Origin of the sequence: Acinetobacter sp. Marseille-Q1623 (assembly GCF_902809895.1) — a bacterium.
In the GTDB taxonomy this organism is placed as follows: Bacteria; Pseudomonadota; Gammaproteobacteria; order Pseudomonadales; family Moraxellaceae; genus Acinetobacter; species Acinetobacter piscicola_A.
In genome coordinates this window covers 1,751,766-1,766,311 of record NZ_CADDWG010000001.1, presented here as the reverse complement: position 1 = coordinate 1,766,311, position 14,546 = coordinate 1,751,766, and the positions used below count along the sequence as shown (strand labels likewise).

The window sequence follows — 14,546 nt, the reverse complement described above, 5'->3', positions numbered from 1 at the left end:
TGTTAAAAAACAGCCATTATTTTTGGCAAAAAAGCTTTTCATTTGAATGTTTTTATGAACATGCAAATTTAACTTTTCGACCGCCATTAAATCGGATTATTTAATTCGAAATAACTATACTCAATATTGAAGTGTTCTGAAATAGCTTTGCCTAGTCGTTGTACACCATAACGCTCAGTGGCATGATGTCCACAGGCAAAATAATGTACATTTAACTCTTGTGCTTGATAGAAAGTTCGCTCACTAACTTCACCTGAAATATAAGCATCACATGCTTGTGCTGCCGCTTTTTCAATATAGTCTTGTGCCCCCCCTGTACAAAAACCAACTTTTTGAATTTGGGTTTTTGCTGCAGGTAAATGAATGGTATTGAAACCTAGTTTTTCAGTTAATACCGCTTTGAATGTTTCAGCGGACATTGGTTGTTTTAAATAACCAATATTACCAATAGGATTACGTTCAGTAGGGTCAAGCGCTTCAATATTTTCTAATGCTAAAATATCAGCAATGGCAGCGTTATTACCTAAAATAGGATGTGAGTCTAGAGGTAAATGATAACCTACAAGAGAAATATCATGTTGGATCAAAGATTTGATTCGTTTACCACGCATGCCTGTAATCGGGTAAGGTTCACCTTTCCAAAAATAGCCATGATGCACCAATAACAAGTCAGCTTGTTGGTGAATTGCAGCATCAATTGCATCTTGTGATGCGGTCACTGCACAGAGAATCTTTTTAACTTCGGCTTTGCCTTCGATCTGTAAACCGTTGGGTGCATAGTCTTTAAATTCAGCTGTTTTTAAGGTGCGGTCACACCACTGAATCAGGTCAGATAATTTTACCATAATGCTCTCATCTATTTACATCAAGAAAGTATTTAAAAAATCAGTGTTAACATGATATTAAACATATCGCATTCAGCAAGATCTAGGAATTTATTTTGTGTTTACGATAACAATGCTTATTATATGAAATACCAACAGATACTAAATATATGTAATATGGTACTAATCTGTTAAATTGTAACTAAAGCTGAACAAAACTCCTGGCGTTTTTTAGGTTTATTTGTTGAATTGCATTACAATATTGAAAATACTTTCACATCAATGAATTAAAAAATTTTGAAGAGGAGCGAAAAAGTGCGCCGCACCTTTACATGGCTACCTTGGGTGTTACTCATCCTCGTAATTATTAGTTTTGTCGTATGGCAAAAATTACAACAACCAAAAGCACCCATTGCAGCAGATGGTGTAAAAATGCCAGCTGAAAAGGTTGAGCCATTAGTCAATACGTCACGTACAGGTGGTGTGGTTTCTTATAATGCTGCGGTCAAAGTTGCAGCGCCAGCTGTGGTCAATATTTTTACAACGCAAAAAGTAAAACAGAATCATCCATTATTGAATGATCCAGCATTCCGTGAGTTTTTTGGTAATCAAATTCCTGAACAAAATCAAGGACAAAATGAAAATAGCCTAGGTTCAGGTGTGATCGTTCGCCCTGATGGTTATATTTTGACGAACAATCATGTGATCGAACAGGCTGACCAAATTGTGGTTGCATTACAAGATGGACGCCGTGCAGAAGCCAAAGTCATTGGTACAGATCCAGATACTGATTTGGCTGTGATTAAAATCGAATTAGAAAATTTGCCAGTATTGCCATTTAAACTCAGTGGTAATGAAGTCGGTGATGTTGTTCTTGCGATAGGTAATCCTTTTGGCGTTGGGCAAACTGTTACACAAGGCATTATCTCGGCGACAGGTCGTTCTGACTTAGGGATTAATACTTACGAAGACTTTATTCAAACAGATGCTGCAATTAATCCCGGTAATTCTGGTGGAGCATTAATTGATGTTTCAGGTAATTTAATCGGGGTGAATACCGCTATTTTTTCACAGTCGGGTGGTTCATTGGGAATTGGTTTTGCTATCCCTGCAAAAATTTGCCAACAGATTTTAAACTCAATTTTGAAAGATGGTCGTGTCATTCGTGGGTGGTTGGGAATTAGCTTAGTTCCACCAACACAGGCTGATGTATTAGCGCCACGTCAAACAGGCGTTGTTGTGGCTGATGTGTTGAAGAATGGTCCTGCTGCAAATGCAGGTTTAAAAATTGGTGACCGTATTGTTAAAGTCAATGATGAGGAAATTACATCAACATCACATTTAATTAATTATGTAGCTTTGCAAGCACCTAATTCTGAAATTAAAGTTGAAGTGATTCGTGGACAAGAAACATTAGACCTGAATGTAAAAGTAGGCGAGCGTCAATTCCAACAAAATGATTCCCAGTTTATCCCTTTACCAAAACGTTAGTTCAAAAATATTAAAGCCCTGAAAGTTCAGGGCTTTTTACTGTATTTAATTGGTACTGTTAAAAAGTGATTAACCGATAAGGACATATTGAGTTCATAAATTTAACTGTACTTTCGCATTATTTTTTATTTCAAATGGCAATAAACATGTCGCGTTTATTTAGATTGTGTAATATCAAACTGTTGTTGTGCAATAAGAACATGTTGCACATTTTCTTCTGCCCAAGTTTTAAATGAAAGAGCAGTTTGAGTAAATTCAATCCCTAAGTTTGTCAGTGCATATTCAACACGGATGATATTGTTTTCGTGAATAGTTCTTGAAATAAAACCATCTCTTTCCAAAATTTTTAACTTTTGAGAAAGTACTTTAGGAGAAATACCTTCAAGACTCTTTTTTAATTCATTGAAGTGTAGAGCGTTTTGATATAAACGATAAATAATGAGCAATACCCATTTATCTGCAAATTTTTCAAAAAAAGCACGAGCAGGGCAAAGCGGTTGAAAAACATCGAAATTACAATGATTTGTCATGTTAAATCGCCTTTTATTCACAATTATTGACAAATAATTTTGCTTAAAATGACCAGTTACCTAGTGGTAACTAATTGATACTAGATTTCAAAAGTATATCATAAATCCATCACATGAATATGTGTTCAATGAAGACAATAAGATTTAACAAATTAAATTTTTAGTTAGATTAAAGGTCAATGTTGAATAACACGAAACTTTCAAAACATTAATAAGAGGTTTTTTATGTCTAGAATAGCTGTGGTTTATTATTCTGGTTATGGTCATACCAAAGTGATTGCTGAAACTTTTGCGAAAGAAGTTGATGCAACCTTAGTTGCTGTTAATCAGGAAGGGGATGTTACTGAAGCTGATTGGGCAGTGCTAGATGCAGCAGATGCAATTGTATTTGGTGCACCGACTTACATGGGTGGCGTACCTTGGCAATTTAAAAAATTTGCGGATGCATCATCTAAACGTTGGTTTACAAGCGTTTGGAAAGATAAAGTTTTTGGCGGTTTTACCAACAGTGCAAGTTTTAATGGGGACAAGCAAGTCACTTTGATTTATTTACAAACACTCGCTTCTCAACATGGTGGAATCTGGGTAAGTTTAGGATTATTACCTGCAAATACCAAAGCAGCGACTCGACAAGACGTAAATAATTTAGGTGGTTCAGTCGGCTTATTGGTGCAATCACCTGCAGATGCAAGCGTGGATGAAATTCCAAGTGGTGATTTAGAGACTGCTAAAGTATATGCAAAACGTATTCAACAGATTACAGATAAATTTGTAGCTTTATCACTTTGATTTTTGACAAAACAAAAGGCGCATCATGCGCCTTTTGTTATGGATGAACAGTCAATTTAAAATTATTCGTGTTCATTATGTTGTGGTGCAGGGTAGCGGAAACCTTTGGTTTTATAACCTAAATACAAGATACCGAACATTGCCCACCATAAACCAAATTTTAATGCAGTTTCTTCGATTTCGAGCCACATTGCAAAGATACTGATAAAACCTAAAAGTGGAATAATCACAAAACTAAGAATATCTTTGAATGATTTGGTACGACCGTCACGTAGTGCATAACGAGAAATGACAGATAAGTTCACGAAGGTAAATGCAGTTAAAGCACCGAAGCTGATCATTGAAATGACAATATCAAGATCCATGAAGCCTGCAGTTAATGCAACAGCACCAACAATTAAAATGTTGTATGACGGTGTGAAATTTTTTGGACTGATATGACCAAAGATTTTTTTGTTAATCACGCCATCACGGCCCATCACATACATTAAACGTGATACACCCGCATGTGCTGAGATCCCTGAAGCCATAACCGTGACAATTGCAAAATACAGAACGACTGTTTTAAACGCGACGCCACCAACAGCTTGTAAAATATCAGGCTGAGTTGCGGCAACATCTTCGAAGTATGTTTTCGGGTCGTTCGGGAAATAAATTTGCATAAAGTACGTACTGATAATGAAAATAACTCCAGCAAATAGTGCAGTCATAAAGATCGCACGTGGCAAAGTTTTTTCAGTATCTTTGGTTTCTTCTGCAAGTGAACTGAGAGAGTCAAAACCTGTAAAAGAGAAGCACAGTAAAGTTGCGCCCGTAATGAGTGCACCAAGACTAGTTAACTCATTCCAAAATGGTTCTAAGCTCCACAACTGATATTTTGCATTGACCAATGTACCATCCGCATTGACACCACTTTCAAGTAGTTGATAAACCATCCACGTAAAGTACGCAATCACGCCTAATTGTACAAATACAATCAAACTGTTGAAGTTAGCAACAAATTTAGCACCACGTAAATTGACGGCAGTCATTACAGCAGTTAATCCAATAACCCACACCCAGTGATTCACTTCTGGAAATAACGCTTCCAAATAAATCACGGCAAGAATGATGTTCACCATTGGCGAGAGCAAATAATCTAACCAAGATGACCAACCGACCATAAAGCCGACGTTTGGATGAATCGATTTTTGCGCATAGGTATAAGCAGAACCCGAAGATGGATATCGACGGATCATGTGACCATAACTAATGGAAGTAAATAAAATTGCAATTAAAGCAATGATATATGAAGTGGGAACATGAAAGTGACTTTCTTCTGATACTAAACCAAATGTATCAAAAAGCGTCATTGGTTGAATGTAAGCCAAACCAATAATAATGATGTGCCAGAAGCCCAGCGTTTTTTGCAGTTTAGCTGCCGATTGAGTCCCAGAGTTAATTGTCAACGGCGTTATCCTCTTATCGTTGATCAAGGATCAGTCATATATCTAAGGATCGTTTGAGACGAACGATCCCCCCTACAAATAAAACAAAAGTGCGCCAATCTACTCCAATTGCAAACTTTTGTCAGTAACTTTAAGCATGTTTTTAGCAGAAAATATGCCAATTTGTATGAAAAACAAGCTAAATTTATGCACGACAAATGAAAAGCCCAATGTTCGAAAACATTAGGCTTATTTCAATGGTATATTGGCTTATTTTTCAACAATTACCAAGCTTTTTCTAAAATAGATTTCAAATCTTTAAATGTTGCTTCTTTCGGGTTGTAAATGATAGAACCATCATTAAGTGCTTTATCTGCCACTTCATCCAATTGCTCTTTGGAGACTTTACCTGTTTCACTCAAAGTGCGTGGTAATTTGGTCAAAGTATAGATACGATCACGCATCGTATTTAACACAGCAATCGCTTTTTCAGCACGTTGATTAGCAGGGGTTTGTGCATAAATATCTGCACCTGCAAGCGGTAATAATAAATCAGCGATTTTATCGCCATTTACTTCTTTATTATATTCAAGTACATAAGGTAAAAACAGGTTCATGCATAAACCATGCGGCAGATGTGCAACCGCACCAAGCGCATGACCTAATGAATGCACTAAGCCAACCATTGAGTTTGAAAATGCAATGCCTGCCATCGTTGATGCCTGTGCAAGTTCTAAACGACCTTCTGCATCACTTGGGTTGTCTAAGACATTAAATAAGTTTGCACTGACTTTTTTAATTGCAGCAGTCGCATATGCATCTGAAATCGGATTTGCTGCCATACAGGTATATGCTTCAACAGCATGCGTCATGGCATCCATTGCGGTCATCGCTGTTAAATGCGGTGGCAAGGTCTGAGTCATGCGGGGGTCTAAAATTGCAGCATGTGGCATTAAATAGTTTGATGCAAATGCCATTTTGACATGTTTTTGATTGTCAGAAACGACAGCAACCATCGTGACTTCAGAACCCGTACCTGAGGTGGTTGGAATCACAAAAAAAGGTTTCAGTGGTCGTGGTAGATTATGCGCACCTGAATATTTAGTCAGGTCATCACCACCTTCAGTCACCAAAATATTAGATGCTTTAGCCGTGTCAATCACTGAACCGCCACCCACAGCAATAATCGCATCACAATTGTGCGTACGATATGCTTGTGCAACTGCACGCACCGTTTCTAAGCTTGAATCTGGTGGGACATCATCAAAAATAAAGCCAATTTCGACATCTGTAGAGATAAATGCTGCTTCAATTGGTTCAAGTAGCTTATTGGTACGTACCCCTTTATCTGTAATGATCATTGGACGTTTTGCGCCAAGTGATGATAATTCATAAGGAATATGTTCAAGTGCAGCATGACCAGCAATGACTTTTACAGGACAAAAAAATTCGTAATACGGTTTAGCAGCCATGTGTTATGCACTCCTTTTTAAATAAGATTGGGCAACTTTAAGGTAAATATTTGCTGCGCCAGATAATTTTTCTTTTAAGCTTAATTCATGTGGGTATTCTTTGACTGCAAGTTCTGCCACCAATTTTGGTAAAATTAAGGCTTCCATTTTATTTAAACAACGGACTAAACGAATTGCATATGACAAATCACCATCTGCAATCATACGGTCATTGGCAAAAGCCTGGGCAGTACTTTCCTGAAATGAAAATACCAAAAATGCATGATGCAGATGTTTAAACGTAATGGTTAGATCAGGTTTACCTTGCAAAGACGTAACGAGTTCTAAATTATGCTGTGCATTGACTTTGGCAATAAAAGCAGCTCCATTAGGGAACACTTTCATTGAAAGTACAAAATCGACAGGGAACTTAGATACTTCATGTCTAATTTCATCATCGACTTGACTCGCCATGACCAAACCTCTGCCAATCACATCCATCATGAGCTTGACATAGGCTTGTTCTAAAGCGGGTTTTACAGATTTACTTGAAATCACTCGCTTATCCCTTCATTTGAGTTAGTATTATATTTTAGAGTAATTACTCTAATTTGTTTTAAGTGAAAAGGGAAGTGCTTTATTGTGAAATGACTTTAACGTCATTAAAAAAGCCACTTTCTTTTAAATAAGTACTAACATCTTCTGCTAGTTGTTTGAATTTTGGATAATTTTCTACAAGGTCACAGATGCGAACCATTTCTAAACCAGCATAACCGCAAGGGTTAATGGTATGAAAACCATCAAGATTGCAGTCGATATTGAGTGCTAAACCATGATAACTGCGACCTTTACGTATTTTAAAGCCTAAAGAGCCAATTTTTCGTTCATTCACATATACACCAGGTGCATCAGGTTTAGCATAGGCTTCGATATTGTATTTTTTGAGCAGATCAATCATCAAATTTTCTGCATAGCTTACCAAAGTGCGAACATTCCATTTTAAGCGATTTAGATCAAACATAAAATAGATCACCATTTGACCTGGACCATGCCAAGTGACTTGACCGCCACGATCTGATTGCACCACAGGAATATCTGTATGCACAAGAATATGTTCTGGTTTTCCAGCTTGTCCCTGAGTTAAAACATCAGGATGCTGTAAAATCCACAATTCATCAGGTGTATTTTCATCACGTTGTTCGGTGAGGGCTTTCATTTCCTGAAAGCGTGTTGCATAGTCTGTGAGTTGTTTAAATTCACGAATGATTAAATTTGGTAAACCATCAGATAGATTCATAACACGTGTCGATAAGAAACTTTAATTTTCTCTTATATTAGAATGTTTCGCAGGCTTTAAGTATTATTTATTACAAATTAATCATTGATGGTACATAAATATTCAAAATAATTATTTGATTTTCATGATTCGTAAGATGAAGACAGTATGATCCAGCATTTTTAAAGTAAACATTCTATTCTAAAGTATGTAGGACTTGAATTTTTTATGCAAGGAGGCAATATCACGGGATAAGCCGTAAAGGCTCATTTTAAAACGTTAATTTAAAATTGACTAAGAAAAATTAAAATAACAGTATCTTAACAGGATAGGTACAGTCAATTGTTTAAGAATATGATGAAAAAATCAGAGTACTCAGACTCTGATTTTTCCGTTTCTAATTGAATGCTTACAGTGCAGTTTTAATTAATGAGCAAGCTGCTAAATCTGCATAGAGTTGATGGACTTGTTCGAGTTCATCAAAGCGTAATTGTGCGGTAATTGAATGATATTTACCTGTACGTGATGGTTGTACTTTTAAAGTGGCTTCATCAAATTCAGGGAAATGTTTAACTAAAATTTCAACAACAGCACCACGCAATTCTTCGCCAGCATCACCAATCAATTTGATTGGATAATCCATTGGAAATACCCAAAGATCTTCACGAAGTTCGCGAGAAGGTGTACGGTCTAACATTGACATGAGTGTCCCCTAATTTCAAACGCCTGCAAGAGCAGGCGTTGTGTTGCAATTAACTACTTAATGGAGGTGAATAATAAATTTTCAAGTCTCCATAAAGAGTAGTAGATTTTAGTCATTTTCAAGGAATGAACGTAAATGTTCCGAACGAGAAGGGTGACGTAATTTACGTAACGCTTTCGCTTCAATCTGACGAATACGCTCACGTGTAACGTCAAACTGTTTACCTACTTCTTCCAAGGTATGGTCGGTTGGCATGTCGATACCAAAACGCATTTTCAAGACTTTCGCTTCACGTTCAGTTAAGTTTTCAAGTACTTCACGAGTCGCTTCTTTTAAACCTTCTGAAGTTGCAGCATCAACAGGTGAGGTGATGTTGCCATCTTCAATGAAGTCACCCAAATGCGAATCTTCATCATCACCGATTGGGGTTTCCATTGAAATTGGTTCTTTCGCAATTTTCAACACTTTACGAACTTTAACTTCGTCCATTTCTAGACGTTCGCCCAATTCTTCAGGTGTTGGTTCACGTCCCATTTCTTGCAGTAATTGACGAGATACACGGTTGATCTTGTTAATGGTTTCAATCATATGCACAGGAATACGGATCGTACGTGCTTGATCGGCAATCGAACGGGTAATCGCCTGACGAATCCACCAAGTTGCATAAGTCGAAAATTTATAACCACGGCGATATTCAAACTTGTCTACCGCTTTCATCAAGCCAATGTTACCTTCTTGAATCAAGTCAAGGAATTGTAAGCCACGGTTAGTATATTTTTTCGCAATTGAAATAACCAAACGTAAGTTGGCTTCAACCATTTCTTTTTTCGCACGACGCGCTTTGGCTTCACCAATTGCCATACGTTTAGAAATGTCTTTGATGCCTTTAACATCTAAACCTAAGTCGTTTTCGATGTCTGCAATCTTTTGTTGGAATGCCAATACATCAGGACGAACTTTTTCTAAATAATTTTTAAGTTCAGCAGGTGCTTTAGCAATTTGCTCATCTAACCAAGCAAAGTTTGACTCTTGACCTGGGAAAGAGGTACGGAATTGCGTACGATCCATACGACCACGACGTACTGCATAACGCATAATTTCACGTTCAGAGGTACGAATTTGTTCATGTGTACCACGAATCATTTCAGAAATGATGTCAAATAAACGTGGTGTAAATTTAAACATCATAAATACAGTTGCAAGAGCTTCCATTGCTTCTTTACTTTCAGCACTGTTACGTCCTGATTTTGCAATAGATTCTTTTGCAGTATTCCAGACAGCTTGTAATTCTTCAAAACGCGCTTTGGCAATTTCAGGGTCAGGGCCAGATTCGCCTTCAGAATCGTCATCACCTTCGGCTTCTTCTTCCTCGTCGTCGTCATCCAACTTTACATCTTTGGTTGGTTTGCTAGAAGATTCTTCTTCGTCATCAAGATCTTCAGCTTCATCTTCCAAAACTTCAGGAATTTCTTCGTCAGTTTCAGGGTCAAGATAACCTGATAAAATGTCCGCTAAACGGCGTTCACCCGCTTCATAATCTTTGTATTCTTGTAAAACCACTTCCACAGCATTTGGCCAATACGCAATTGAATGTAGAACATCACGGATGCCTTCTTCGATACGTTTTGCAATGCTGATTTCGCCTTCACGGGTCAAAAGTTCAACGGTGCCCATTTCACGCATATACATACGGACAGGGTCAGTGGTACGACCAGGTTCATTTTCTACAGAAGCAAGAACAGCGGCTGCTTCTTCTTCAGCCACTTCATCTGCTGCTTCGCTGTTGCCTTCGAACATGGCATCGTCAGTTTCAGGTGCACGTTCATGCACAGGGATACCGACGTCTTGAAGCATTTGGATAATGTCTTCAATCTGTTCGCTTTCGGTGATTGAGTCTGGGAGATGATCGTTAACCTCAGCATAGGTTAAGTAACCTTGTTCTTTGCCTCGGCTAATCAGAGCCGCTACTTGTGAAGTAGGGGAATGCATATCGCTCATCTTTACTCTCTTCTCGTTGAAATCTGTGGTAGTGAAAACTGTATTCAGCACAGTCCATAACCATTTTTATGGCAATAATTTGGGTATTTCATCAGAGTAAATGGGCTCTGATAAAATCAGTAAAATTGGTTTCTGTGACTTAAAATGGGGATGAATTTGTTGTTTTCAAGTTCAACCCTATAACGTATCTTCTATCTACAAGTGCTCAAAGTGAGTCATCAAATAGAAGGACGTAGGGTGGATTATACCATGCCATAAATTTCGGCACAAAAAAAGCCCAAATAGGCCTAAAAATGTAAAAAAAATAAATAAAACTTGACAAGATTTCAGAACAAAGATAAATAGCGCCTAGACCCATTCACATTTTTTCATTATGAGGTAGTTTTAGTGTCTTCTACAGATTTTGAACTAGATGATAACTACGGTGATGATGATGTTAGTTTTGATGAGTCATCAAGCAAAATTAGCGCCAAAGAATCATTAGAAAAACGTCGTTTAATCGATGATTTACTTGCTCAACGCCGTTTAGATCGCGAATTAAAAGATTTTGATTATGATTTTGATGACGACGACGATTTTGATGATGACGATGCTTAAAACAGATTGGGCATAGCGCTAAAAAATGCTATGCTTTTACACTGATTCAAATCAATTGGAAACAAGATGAGTGCTTTAGATTTAGACCTGTTAAGTGACTATTTAGATGGCGACCAAAACGAGTACGGTCTAGATTTCGCAGCGACTCATGGTTTTTTATGTGCAATTGCGGTTGGTCCACAATTTGATCGTTGGTTAGACGAGCTGTTTGAAGGAAACCAAAGCAAAGCACCAAAAGAAATCATTGCGCAAATTAAGACATGGTTAGATGATATTCGTCAAAAATTATCTAATGAAGAAGGGGTGGAATTTCCTTTTGAAATTGAAGAAGCAGATGTTGAGTCAAGCTTAGGTGATTGGTCTGTGGGTTTTGTCGATGCAATGTTCCTCAATGAAGAAGCATGGTTTAGCCCTGAGTATGAAGAGCAAGTGGTTGATTTAACCCTGCCGATGATGGTCTTTAGTGGTGTAGATGATGAAGACCCGCAAATGGAATCGTTCCGTCGCAATGGTCAGCTCATGGATGAAATTGCAGAAGAAATTCCTGATAATTTAAATGAAATTTATTTGATGTTCCATTCAGATCAATAAGTTTAAGTTTGATGAGAAAGCACCTTTAATCGGTGCTTTTTTATTGTTTGGCGTATTGTTTAGTTTTAAGGGTTAATTGAAATATATGTTATGAGAATAAGTTTTTTATTCTTTTTTGACTGCAAATAACTTTTAGTGAGTCGTCTTTAAAAATAATTTTGCCGAAATGGTATACACTGTAAAAAATACCGCAGCATGTACTGCCACCATACAGAGCATAATAACAGCAGAGAGTGCTAGACCTGCTTGATCTGCAGATTTTAAAATTTGTTCTGCTTGAGGGTTCATTAAGACTAAAAAGAACGTGAAAAAACTACCAATGACAATTGCAACCGCACTAAGTCCCCAAATCAGTTGGATTTTTTCATCAGATGAAGCTAAGCGTTGTTCACGTTTAAAATAATAATGTGCATTGATGAATGCTGCTATGACCAAGGTTGGAAAGAGAGAAATATAGCCGAGTGGGAAAATAAAAATAAGAATCAACATTAATACAATTAATGCAACAGCATAGACTTTGGCAAAATGAAGATAATAATGCTGCATTCTTATTCCTAAATATAAATCAAAGCAATAGCTTACAGTGTAACAGTTTTAAATTGGATTTATCTTTGAGATTGATGTCGAGTCTTACGTTGATGTCTACGATAGAGGATCCAAAGGATGACGACAATCACGATTGCCATAATAAAATAGCTCACTTGATGAAAGATTTGCTGCATCAAGGCTTGATTTTCACCGAAATAAAAACCGACACAAGCCAAAAAGGTTGTCCAAATCACGGTTCCTAATCCGCTATACAGCATAAATTTCCAAAATGGCATGCCACTCATACCCGCAGGGATGCTGATCAGTGAACGTACCGCAGGAATCATACGACCAAAAAATACAATACGATGTCCATATTGTTCAAACCAATCCAAAGATTTTTCCACATCGGTTGACTTAATAAAAAGATATTTGCCGTAACGATCGACCCATTTAAATAAGGTTTGTTGTGAGATTTTGTGTCCGAGCCAGTACAGCAATGCAGCAGCAAGTAAAGAGCCAAGACTTCCTGCAATGATTACGCCTGTCAGAATGAGTTTGCCTTGAGAGGCAGCGAGTCCTGCGGAAGGCATAATAATTTCAGATGGAATAGGTGGGAAGACATTGTCTAAAAACATAAGTAGAGCAATGCCGAAATAGCTCAATTGCTCCATGATGGAAATAATCCATTCAGTCATTTTATCGCATCACTAACGAAGTGGATATTTATAGTATTGTGTGTAATTCACTTCGTAAAGTGATGCGGCGTATATCTTTGTAAAGTGTTATATCTTAAAAAATTAGTCTTGGTAATGAATCAGTGTATGAATATAAATTTTACGTAAACAGTAGGTGAGGGCAACAGGAAAACTCATTAATAAAAAGAGATTTATCCAAGTTGTATTTAGATGATAGCCGATAAACAATGATAGTATTGCTCCGATCATCATACCTAAGCAAATAATAAATAGATGTGACTCTTGTTCAAGTTTAGTTTTTATGTTTTGGCTCGTAATTACGGGAACAGTCTGTGAATAAGGGTAATGTATGCGATGAGATGGAAGGTAAGCGTTTTTATTCATCATATGAATTTCCTTATCATTTGTAATACAGCTTTTCAGTATCTACTTAATCACTTTTAAACAATGGATTGAATAAATTTGATATTAGCAATCAATTTTGTAATCTGCTCTCCTGAAGCACATATTTCATGTATGAATACTTTATGCGTTCTATAAAATGTGTCATGTAAATGTAAAAAAACCGCATCAAATATGCGGTTTTTTTACAAATTGGATAAAAATCTTAGATTATAAGCGTTTACGTTTTGCTGCTACGATTTGTGATTGGCGCATACGGAAACCTTCTTTTTGTTTTTCAGAAGTTTTTTCAATACAGTACACACAAGATACGCCGTGCTCATAACTTGGTAAAGCAACTTCTTCTGGGGTTAACGGCCAACCGCAAGCATGACATTTAATATTGGTGCCTTCTTCAACGCCATGTGTAACTGCAGTACGACCATCAAAAACAAAGCATTCACCTTCCCACATACTTTCTTCAGCAGGGGTTTCTTCTAGGTATTTTAAAATGCCACCTTTAAGATGATAAACCTCGTTAAAACCTTCTTGTAAAAGTAATGACGTTGATTTTTCACAGCGAATACCACCTGTACAGAACATGGCAATTTTTTTATCTTTGTGTTGCGCTAATTCTTTTTTAACGTAGTCAGGAAATTCACGGAAAGTTTCAGTTTTTGGATCAACTGCGCCTTTGAATGTGCCTGCCTTATATTCATAGTCATTACGTGTATCAACTAAGATCACATCATCACGTGCAATGAGTTCATTCCACTCTTTTGGATCGAGATAATGTCCAACCAAGTCACGTGGTTTCACTTCTACGCCCAAAGTTACGATTTCTTTTTTGAGTTTAACTTTCATTTTACGGAATGGTTTATCGTCACTATGAGATTCTTTGTATTCCATAGCATTAAAACCATTGTCTAAAAGAAATTGATGAATAACATCAATTGCTTGACGATCACCTGCAACAGTACCGTTGATTCCTTCACCTGCAACAATTAGAGTACCGCATAAGTTGATGGTTTTTACCAAGTCTAAAAGACGTTGTTGAAGATCGGCAGGATCTTGAACTTCTTTGAATTGATAAAGTGCTGCAACAACCCAACCAGTGGTCGCTTGCTGTTCTACAGGTGCAAGCTGTTCTACAGTAGCGTTCATGGAATACTCCAAATGTATTAAGATATGAAAAAATTTAGGTGCGTATTCTAGCCTGAATTTTGAAAATTTGCGAGAAAGCCATAGCAAAAATATGGTTT

Annotated in this window: 15 protein-coding genes; 4 read left to right on the top strand and 11 right to left on the bottom strand. The window is 37.2% G+C overall.

Annotated features, from left to right (window positions below):
* Positions 1-86: 86 nt before the first annotated feature.
* Positions 87-845: a Nif3-like dinuclear metal center hexameric protein gene (locus HUV91_RS08375; protein WP_174493107.1), complete on the bottom strand. Its 759-nt coding sequence runs from the start codon at positions 843-845 to the stop codon at positions 87-89.
* Positions 846-1,139: 294 nt separating this feature from the next.
* On the opposite strand from HUV91_RS08375, the gene HUV91_RS08370 reads away from it, so the two are divergent.
* Positions 1,140-2,315: a S1C family serine protease gene (locus HUV91_RS08370; RefSeq protein WP_130073006.1), complete on the top strand. Its 1,176-nt coding sequence runs from the start codon at positions 1,140-1,142 to the stop codon at positions 2,313-2,315.
* A 155-nt stretch (positions 2,316-2,470) separates the two neighbouring features.
* On the opposite strand, the gene HUV91_RS08365 is transcribed toward HUV91_RS08370, so the two are convergent.
* Positions 2,471-2,845, bottom strand: coding sequence for a winged helix-turn-helix transcriptional regulator (locus HUV91_RS08365; protein ID WP_130073005.1), 375 nt, complete (start codon positions 2,843-2,845; stop codon positions 2,471-2,473).
* A 225-nt stretch (positions 2,846-3,070) separates the two neighbouring features.
* On the opposite strand from HUV91_RS08365, the gene HUV91_RS08360 reads away from it, so the two are divergent.
* Positions 3,071-3,634, top strand: a complete 564-nt coding sequence (locus HUV91_RS08360; RefSeq protein WP_174493106.1) for a flavodoxin family protein — start codon at positions 3,071-3,073, stop codon at positions 3,632-3,634.
* Positions 3,635-3,696: 62 nt separating this feature from the next.
* Here the strand turns inward: HUV91_RS08360 and HUV91_RS08355 are convergent, their stop codons facing one another.
* The 6 genes from HUV91_RS08355 to rpoD all read right to left on the bottom strand — a co-directional run bounded on the left by HUV91_RS08355 (position 3,697) and on the right by rpoD (position 10,537).
* Complete coding sequence (locus HUV91_RS08355) at positions 3,697-5,082, bottom strand: APC family permease (RefSeq protein ID WP_130073003.1); 1,386 nt, start codon at positions 5,080-5,082, stop codon at positions 3,697-3,699.
* Between the two features lie 263 nt (positions 5,083-5,345).
* Entirely contained in the window at positions 5,346-6,533 is a 1,188-nt protein-coding gene (locus HUV91_RS08350; RefSeq protein ID WP_130073002.1) for an iron-containing alcohol dehydrogenase, read from the bottom strand.
* Positions 6,534-6,536: 3 nt separating this feature from the next.
* On the bottom strand, positions 6,537-7,070 hold the full coding sequence (locus HUV91_RS08345) for a hypothetical protein (protein WP_130073001.1): 534 nt from the start codon (positions 7,068-7,070) through the stop codon (positions 6,537-6,539).
* Between the two features lie 79 nt (positions 7,071-7,149).
* Complete coding sequence (lipB, locus tag HUV91_RS08340) at positions 7,150-7,809, bottom strand: lipoyl(octanoyl) transferase LipB (RefSeq protein WP_174493105.1); 660 nt, start codon at positions 7,807-7,809, stop codon at positions 7,150-7,152.
* 388 nt (positions 7,810-8,197) lie between these two features.
* Positions 8,198-8,485, bottom strand: a complete 288-nt coding sequence (locus HUV91_RS08335; RefSeq protein ID WP_130073053.1) for a YbeD family protein — start codon at positions 8,483-8,485, stop codon at positions 8,198-8,200.
* Positions 8,486-8,599: 114 nt separating this feature from the next.
* Positions 8,600-10,537: an RNA polymerase sigma factor RpoD gene (rpoD, locus tag HUV91_RS08330; RefSeq protein ID WP_257222238.1), complete on the bottom strand. Its 1,938-nt coding sequence runs from the start codon at positions 10,535-10,537 to the stop codon at positions 8,600-8,602.
* A gap of 339 nt (positions 10,538-10,876) precedes the next feature.
* Between rpoD and HUV91_RS08325 the strand changes: the two genes are divergently transcribed.
* Positions 10,877-11,086 carry a PA3496 family putative envelope integrity protein gene (locus HUV91_RS08325; RefSeq protein ID WP_130072998.1) on the top strand — a complete coding sequence of 70 codons (210 nt, stop codon included), beginning with the start codon at positions 10,877-10,879 and terminating at the stop codon, positions 11,084-11,086.
* Positions 11,087-11,152: 66 nt separating this feature from the next.
* Positions 11,153-11,677 carry a YecA family protein gene (locus tag HUV91_RS08320; protein WP_130072997.1) on the top strand — a complete coding sequence of 175 codons (525 nt, stop codon included), beginning with the start codon at positions 11,153-11,155 and terminating at the stop codon, positions 11,675-11,677.
* Between the two features lie 132 nt (positions 11,678-11,809).
* Here the strand turns inward: HUV91_RS08320 and HUV91_RS08315 are convergent, their stop codons facing one another.
* The 3 genes from HUV91_RS08315 to HUV91_RS08305 all read right to left on the bottom strand — a co-directional run bounded on the left by HUV91_RS08315 (position 11,810) and on the right by HUV91_RS08305 (position 14,448).
* Entirely contained in the window at positions 11,810-12,223 is a 414-nt protein-coding gene (locus HUV91_RS08315; RefSeq protein ID WP_174493104.1) for an ABZJ_00895 family protein, read from the bottom strand.
* A 59-nt stretch (positions 12,224-12,282) separates the two neighbouring features.
* Positions 12,283-12,903 (bottom strand): DedA family protein, encoded by a 621-nt coding sequence (locus HUV91_RS08310; protein ID WP_227554774.1) that lies wholly within the window; start codon positions 12,901-12,903, stop codon positions 12,283-12,285.
* Positions 12,904-13,515: 612 nt separating this feature from the next.
* Positions 13,516-14,448: a rhodanese-related sulfurtransferase gene (locus HUV91_RS08305; protein WP_174493103.1), complete on the bottom strand. Its 933-nt coding sequence runs from the start codon at positions 14,446-14,448 to the stop codon at positions 13,516-13,518.
* Positions 14,449-14,546 lie beyond the last annotated feature (98 nt).

Bases quoted from the DNA above. Each gene is read 5' to 3' on its own strand.
- HUV91_RS08375 (WP_174493107.1), bottom strand. From the start codon at position 845: ATGGTAAAATTATCTGACCTGATTCAGTGGTGTGACCGCACCTTAAAA.
- HUV91_RS08365 (WP_130073005.1), bottom strand. From the start codon at position 2,845: ATGACAAATCATTGTAATTTCGATGTTTTTCAACCGCTTTGCCCTGCT.
- HUV91_RS08360 (WP_174493106.1), top strand. From the start codon at position 3,071: ATGTCTAGAATAGCTGTGGTTTATTATTCTGGTTATGGTCATACCAAA.
- HUV91_RS08350 (WP_130073002.1), bottom strand. From the start codon at position 6,533: ATGGCTGCTAAACCGTATTACGAATTTTTTTGTCCTGTAAAAGTCATT.
- lipB (WP_174493105.1), bottom strand. From the start codon at position 7,809: ATGAATCTATCTGATGGTTTACCAAATTTAATCATTCGTGAATTTAAA.
- HUV91_RS08335 (WP_130073053.1), bottom strand. From the start codon at position 8,485: ATGTTAGACCGTACACCTTCTCGCGAACTTCGTGAAGATCTTTGGGTA.
- HUV91_RS08320 (WP_130072997.1), top strand. From the start codon at position 11,153: ATGAGTGCTTTAGATTTAGACCTGTTAAGTGACTATTTAGATGGCGAC.
- HUV91_RS08315 (WP_174493104.1), bottom strand. From the start codon at position 12,223: ATGCAGCATTATTATCTTCATTTTGCCAAAGTCTATGCTGTTGCATTA.
- HUV91_RS08310 (WP_227554774.1), bottom strand. From the start codon at position 12,903: ATGACTGAATGGATTATTTCCATCATGGAGCAATTGAGCTATTTCGGC.
- HUV91_RS08305 (WP_174493103.1), bottom strand. From the start codon at position 14,448: ATGAACGCTACTGTAGAACAGCTTGCACCTGTAGAACAGCAAGCGACC.